The sequence below is a fragment of the Streptomyces sp. NPDC087901 genome (assembly GCF_044742205.1).
In the GTDB taxonomy this organism is placed as follows: domain Bacteria; phylum Actinomycetota; class Actinomycetes; order Streptomycetales; family Streptomycetaceae; genus Streptomyces.
Genome location: NZ_JBIUUC010000046.1, coordinates 1 through 6,655, shown reverse-complemented (window position 1 = coordinate 6,655; position 6,655 = coordinate 1). Strand labels below are relative to the sequence as shown.

The following is a 6,655-nucleotide window of genomic DNA, read 5'->3' as shown; positions in this document are numbered from 1 at the left end:
GCAGCCGTCCGGGATACCGGTGCCGCCGAGGCGGACGAACCGGCAGCAGCGGGGCTACGCGTTCCCACAAGTCATCAGGCACCAGATCAGCAGACACCCCCCAGATCCTGCCGACCCAACACCCAACTGCCAAGACGCCACAGCAATCTCATTCTGAAACGATCAGTTAATCACAATGGGGTGATCGCACCCACGGGCGGCCACTCGGCCCCGGATGCCGAAGAGTGGACCCCACCTGAGCCACCCGGCAATCGTCAGATCACCCCGACTTGGATGACTTCTTTGGTGGGTGTGCTTAGTTGATCTGGCTTCCCAAGGTAAGGGCGGTGCAGGGCAAGGGTGCTGATGAGTGGGCAGCAGCGGAGGTGACAACGCTCCTGAACCTGGAGGGAAGCGTCAGCGTAGGTATATGTGTGACAGAGACCGGAGCGTCAGCTTTGGATCCGTCAGGTGCTGTCCGCTCTGGTGGCAGCGGGTGGCGGTACACCAGGCATCGCACACCAGGGCACTCCAAAAGCGGGTCGGGCGGAGGAGCGGGTGCTCCCGGACTCGCCGACAGCACGCAGCCGCCTTCGCTGACAGAGCACATCGTCGGCTTCAGCGTTGACTCGCCACGACAAGATCACCGGCAAGGTGGGCTGAAATGTTGCCAGCCTGAAGAATCAGCAAATCCGCAGCGGAGAGGTGAGTGATGAGCACGCCGTACGAGAGCATTTCCAAGGAGAAAATGGCCGAAGAAAGAAAGGGACTGGCGAGTGTGATATTTAGGAACGCTGCGGAGCGCCCTGATTTCGTACAGCTTTCACGGAAGGTCCACGGAGAATGGGTCGATGTTACATCGTCTGAGTTCGCGGAAGATGTTCTAGCGGTCGCAAAAGGCCTGATAGCAAGCGGGCTGAACCATGAGGATCGCCTAGGGTTGATGGCAGGCAACTCTTATGAATGGACACTTTTTGACTATGCTGCCTGGTCTATAGGTGTCATCTCGGTTCCCATATATCACACAGCTGCCCCCGAGCAGGTGGCAATGGCGCTGACTGAAAGCGGCTCCATAGGGTGTGTGGTGGGGACTGAGGCGCACACAATGACTGTGGGGTCGATCCTTCATCGCCTGCCACACCTGAAGCATATCTGGGAGATCGATGCCGGCGCCGTCGACACGCTAAAGCAAGCTGGTCAGCACCTGGACGACTCAGTGGTCCACTGGCGCGCCGCTCGAGTCACACCTCACTCAGTAGCCACAATTGCATATACCGCAGGGACGACCGGACGCATCAAGGGTTGCATAATCACTCACGGAAATCTTCAGGCTCAAGCTAAAGCCATCCTTGGCCATGCGTACGACGTTATCTACAACGTCCCCAAAAAGACATCTCCAGCAACGCTGCTTTTCCTGCCTCTTTCGCATGTATTCGGGCGGACTGTGCAGGTTGGCGCTTTCGAAGGCGGCGTTCACCTCGCGCACAGTGAAGCAATGAACGCAACGGGACTCATGTCAGACCTGGCGAGTTTCCGTCCCACCTTTCTACTGGCGGTTCCTCACATCTTCGAGAGGGTATTCGCCGCAGCCCGCCATGCCGCTCAAGCCAGAGGGAAGGGAGCGCTCTTCGACCGAGCGGTCCGGGTCGCCTCAGAGTACGCTGAGCAGGAGGAGGGGCGGATCTTCTCCGGCGCGCTGCGCCCTTCCTTGTCACTTCAAATTCGTCGCGCATTTTACGATAGGCTTGTCTACTCCAAAATCCGCCGCATATTGGGCGGTCGGATGAGGAATGCTGTCTCCGGCGGCTCTGCTCTAAGTCGTCCTCTCGGTCTGTTCTTCTACGGGGCTGGCATCACCCTGTATGAAGGATACGGCCTGACGGAGTCTTCCGCAGGCATCACCTGCAACCCTCCCGGCCGAGTCAAGTTCGGAACAGTAGGGCACCCTGTGGAGGGAGTTCAGATACGTATTGCTGGCGACGGAGAGATCATGCTGAGAGGCGAGCAGATGTTTACTCGCTATCTCAACGATCCGCATGCCTCAGAGCAAGCTCTCAAGGATGGTTGGCTCGCCACTGGCGACCTTGGAGCCATGGACGGCGATGGATATCTTTCCATAGTGGGACGCAAGAAGAACGTCATCATCACAAGCGGCGGCAAGACTATTTCGCCTGAAAGCATAGAACAGATGGTGTGTGAGCACCCATTCGTTGCCCAGTGCGTGATGGTGGGAAATGGTCTGCCTTACGTTACTGCTCTCATTACGCTCGACCAGGACACTATGCGTCATTGGTTCGGCGAAGGGACGGGCGCAGCGAAAATTACCCAGGATGGAGACCATAGAGAAGCAATCAGGATGGAAATCTGGCGAGCTGTCAACAGGGCAAACTCCGTGGTGTCCAGGGCAGAATCCATCCGGGATTTCCGTGTGCTAGACGAGGTGTTCACTCAGGAATCGGGGCTGCTGACGCCGACGTTGAAGGTTCGGCGGGCGGAGGTGACCGTGAGGCATGCGCCCCTAATTGAGATGATGTATGCGGGACGACGCGGACGGATCGATGTCGCCAGGGAGTCGTTGAAGTAGTCGCCCACGTGGCGCCGCCTCGCTACCGCGCTGCGTTCGGCGGCCACCACTGCCGAGCCGACCGCCTGGCCAATGCCGGTCCGCAGCCTGGCGCGGGCTCAATTCGCCGTGACGGCTAGCTTGCGAACCGTCAGTAGCAGTTCGCCCGGCGGGAATCAGCGTTCGGAAAACGAAGTCACTGGTACTCGCTTTCTGCGGCTCACATCCGACTGGGGCAGGTTTCACTAGTGTGGACAGCTGAAATGCAGGGCCGGACGATTCACGTTGAGAGAGAGCCGTAGGTACAGCTTGACTGGTCGGGGCCAGCGTGGTTCATACCAGAGCACCGCATAATCCCAAGGCATGCCTCTGACAGTGTGTGAAATGACGGGGCTCTCGACACTTCAGGAGGCAGTCCGGTCGGTTGCGGCGTGCTCCTGCTCGATCTCACCCCCGGGCCAATTGGCACGGACCAGACCGTAATCCGCGAAGAGCCCACCCCTACGCCGGGAATTGTCTTTTAGGTTATGGAGGACGTGATGGCCGCCTCCGTACTCCAGGAAGGAACAAGATGTCCCAGGAATCAGACATAATCATCGGGAGTCATCCTGAGTTCCGTGTCGCGGCTGTTAGTCGCCGGCCTGACTCGCACCTCGAGGAAGCACTGCTAGCACAGGGTTTTCATCGTGTTCCGGGCAGATGGGTATATTCCTTCAGCGGCATGGAGGACCGCGATGTGATCGATCAAGTCCAATACGCAGTGTCCCAGCTTCGGAGAAAAGGCTTTCTAGTGTCGGCCGACTTTATGTATGAACCAGCAGGAACACCGTGAGGCCGTTGACTACGATGGACCGCAGCAGTCTCGCGCGAGGATAGTGACCTTGAATGGAAGCTCCGGGGGCGCCATGCGTGTGACAACACATGCTGCAGTTCGAGAAATTGCATAAGCATACCTTCCCATGGCGAGATGGTCACGGGGTCACGGGTGTTTGGTCACTACTCAGGATTCTGGCGGTCGGGCGTCGCCGGGGGAATATGTGGCTCGTGGCTCACCATCGAGTCCGCCCCGGGAAAGACTCCGGAGCATGAGCGGTTCAACGCATAGGTTCTAGCCCTATGGGCTTGCCGGGAAACAAGTCGTGGCTTTCGGCTGTGGGGCTCGTTGTTCTGGTATGGGGAGACCGGAGGGGATCGAGGACGTTCTGGCGGCGAAGTTCCAGGTGTTGTTGCCGCATCTGGACGAGCGTCAGCGTCGGCTGGCTATAGGGGCGGAAGCGCTGTCGCTGGGGCATGGTGGGATCAGGATCGTCGCTGCCGCGGCCGGGGTTCGGGAGGGTACGGTCTCGCGCGGAGCGGCTGAACTGGAGTCTGGTCAGGTTCTGTCGGGGCGGGTCCGTCGTTCTGGTGGGGGTCGGAAGAGGGCTGTGGACCTCGATCCGGGGCTGCGGCCGGCGCTGCTTGCGCTGGTCGAGCCCGACGAGCGGGGCGATCCGATGTCACCGCTGCGCTGGACGACGAAGTCGACCCGGAAGCTGGCAGCGGCGCTGACCCGGCAGGGCCACCGGGTCTCCGCCGACACGGTCGCTGGGCTGCTGCGGGAGGAAGGCTTCAGTCTGCAGGCCAACGCCAAGACCGTTGAAGGTGCTCAGCACCCCGACAGGGACGCCCAGTTCCGCTACCTCAACGAGCGTGCAAGAGACCACAGGGACGCCGGTGACCCGGTGATCAGCGTGGACAGCAAGAAGAAGGAACTGATCGGCGACTACAAGAACGCCGGGCACGAATGGCTGCCCGCAGGGCAGCCCGTGAGGGTCAAGACGCACGATTTCCCAGGCGAGGCCGAGAAGGCGATTCCGTACGGGATCTATGACATGACGGCGAATTCCGGCTGGGTCAGCATCGGCACCGATCACGACACCGCGGCGTTCGCCGTCGCGTCGATCCGACGCTGGTGGCAGGCCCGCGGCGGGCACGACTACCCCCGCGCCCGTCGACTGCTGATCACCGCCGACGGCGGGGGCTCCAACGGCTACCGCACGCGCGGCTGGAAGACCCAGCTCGCCGATCTCGCTGCCGAGACCGGCCTTGAGATCACGGTGTGTCACCTTCCGCCCGGCACCTCGAAGTGGAACAAGATTGAGCACCGGCTGTTCTCCCACATCACCATGAACTGGCGAGGCAGGCCCCTGACCAGCCACGAAGTCATGATCCAAACCATCGCCGCGACCACCAGCCGCACCGGCCTCATCGTCCATGCCGAACTCGACAGCGGTGAGTACCCCACTGGCATCCGCATCAGCGACAACGAGATCGCTGCCCTGCCGATCGCCCGGCATCGCTTCCACGGCGACTGGAACTACACCCTCCACCCCCAGCCGGTGGACGCGGCGACCACTGGCAACACACCGGACGGGGCACTGGCAGACCGACCAACTCACCTCGCGCGGCATTCACTCCAGGACCCCGAACTGACCGGGATGACCCGCCAGCAACTCAGCGAACTCACCGACGCGTTGATCCCAGAGATGGAGGTCCAGCGTGAGCAAGTACTCCGCACGCGCCGAGGCCACGAGCGCCTGGTTGCCCCCGGCGCAGGTGCCAAAGCCAAGCTCACCTCAGCTGACCGGGTCCTGGCCACCGTGCTCCACCTGAGAAAACTCGCACCTATGCACCTCCTGGGCCAGCTCTTCAACACCACCGCCATGACCATCAGCCGCGCAGCGAAAGACGTCCGCCCGCTCCTGGAAGCCCATCATGTTCACCTCACCGCCTCAACAGCCCGTTTCCACACACCGGAAGATGTCGCCAGGTTCCTCGACACTGACGAAACCAAGATCAAACCAGCGTGTTGATTCCCGGCAAGCCCTATGAGCTCGTAACACGATCTTGCTGAAGTGCGCTGGTGGGGCGTAACCGGTGTGACGATTCGGCCGTTCGTGAGGGTGTGGGTACTCGACCGTGGATCGTGGACGATGAGTTGTGGGCTCTGTTCGAGCCGTTGCTGCCGCCGTGGCCGGAGCGGTCGCCGGGGCCTCGGCCGGTGTCGGACCGGCTCTGTCTCCAGGGCATCCTGTTCGTGCTCTTCAACGACATAGCCTGTCAACTCCTGCCTTCGGAGCTGGGGTTCGGCTCGGGGCAGACGTGCTGGCGGCGGCTGGACCGATGGCAGAAGGCAGGGGTTTTCGACCGGCTGCATCGGGTCCTGCTCGCCGAACTGAACGCGGCCGGCGAGCTCGACTGGTCGCGGGCGTGCGTGGATGGTTCCCACATCCGCGCGAAAAAAGGGGACCCGACACCGGTCCGTCGCCGGTCGACCGGCGGAAGACGGGCAGCAAACACCACCTGATCTGCGACGGACGCGGCACCCCGCTCAAAGTCATCACGACCGCGGCCAACGTCAACGACGTCACCCAAACCCTCGCCCTGGTCGACGGCATCCCACCCGTCGCGGGCCGCCCCGGCCGGCCCCGCCGCCGACCAGAAGCCTTGCTCGGCGACAAGGGCTATGACTTCAACCCCAACCGCGACGAGCTCCGTCACCGACGGATCCTGCCCGTCATCTCCCGCAAAGGCTCACCCAACATCAAGGACATCGGCAAGCTCCGCTACGTCGTGGAGCTTGCCGATGTCCTGCTCCACCACTTCAAACGCCTCGCCGTCCGCTGTGAACGCCGCACCGAACTCCACGACGCCTTCATCTCCCTCGCCTGCAGCCTCATCTGCTGGAGACGACTCAAGAAGACCCGACCATGATCGTGTTACGAGCTCATAGCGCTGCGCCGAGAGTCGCCGTCCTTGGTCCATTAATTGAATGACGACGGGAGGTTACACATGAGTGAATTTGCAGTCGCCGCCGAATGGCATGTGCAAGCGGGCGTCCGTGGCGACTTGACGAATGGTGTTCACGTTAGGCCAGACATCGCCGTCGGCCTTACCATCCAGGCACAGTCCAGTGGGTCTGCCGCACGCTCGGGTGACATCTGAACTGGCTTGCCCTGTGGGGCGGGTGGGAAGGATTTCGTTGTGCCCAAGCCTTATCCGGAAGAGTTCCGCCAGGACGTTGTACGGGTCGCGAGGAACCGCGACCCGGGTGTGACGGTCGAGCAGGTGGCC

3 protein-coding genes and 1 pseudogene are annotated in these 6,655 nt (G+C 61.6%); 3 read left to right on the top strand and 1 reads right to left on the bottom strand.

The features are described from left to right. Positions 1 to 97 (bottom strand): annotated as a pseudogene (locus ACIOEW_RS41100) (IS5/IS1182 family transposase); the annotation flags it as partial. 594 nt (positions 98 to 691) lie between these two features. Here ACIOEW_RS41100 and ACIOEW_RS41095 point away from each other — a divergent pair. From ACIOEW_RS41095 to ACIOEW_RS41085, 3 genes are all read left to right on the top strand, one after another. Beyond that, positions 692 to 2,563 (top strand): AMP-dependent synthetase/ligase, encoded by a 1,872-nt coding sequence (locus ACIOEW_RS41095; RefSeq protein WP_401970720.1) that lies wholly within the window; start codon positions 692 to 694, stop codon positions 2,561 to 2,563. Between the two features lie 1,151 nt (positions 2,564 to 3,714). Continuing rightward, positions 3,715 to 5,394 (top strand): ISAzo13 family transposase, encoded by a 1,680-nt coding sequence (locus ACIOEW_RS41090; RefSeq protein WP_401970717.1) that lies wholly within the window; start codon positions 3,715 to 3,717, stop codon positions 5,392 to 5,394. A gap of 92 nt (positions 5,395 to 5,486) precedes the next feature. Further along, positions 5,487 to 6,295 (top strand): IS5 family transposase gene (locus tag ACIOEW_RS41085; protein ID WP_401970715.1). Its coding sequence is split into 2 segments (ribosomal slippage): positions 5,487 to 5,804 and positions 5,807 to 6,295, totalling 807 coding nucleotides; the frame shifts between segments, so codons are not numbered across the junction. Positions 6,296 to 6,655 lie beyond the last annotated feature (360 nt).

Bases quoted from the DNA above. Each gene is read 5' to 3' on its own strand.
- ACIOEW_RS41095 (WP_401970720.1), top strand. From the start codon at position 692: ATGAGCACGCCGTACGAGAGCATTTCCAAGGAGAAAATGGCCGAAGAA.
- ACIOEW_RS41090 (WP_401970717.1), top strand. From the start codon at position 3,715: ATGGGGAGACCGGAGGGGATCGAGGACGTTCTGGCGGCGAAGTTCCAG.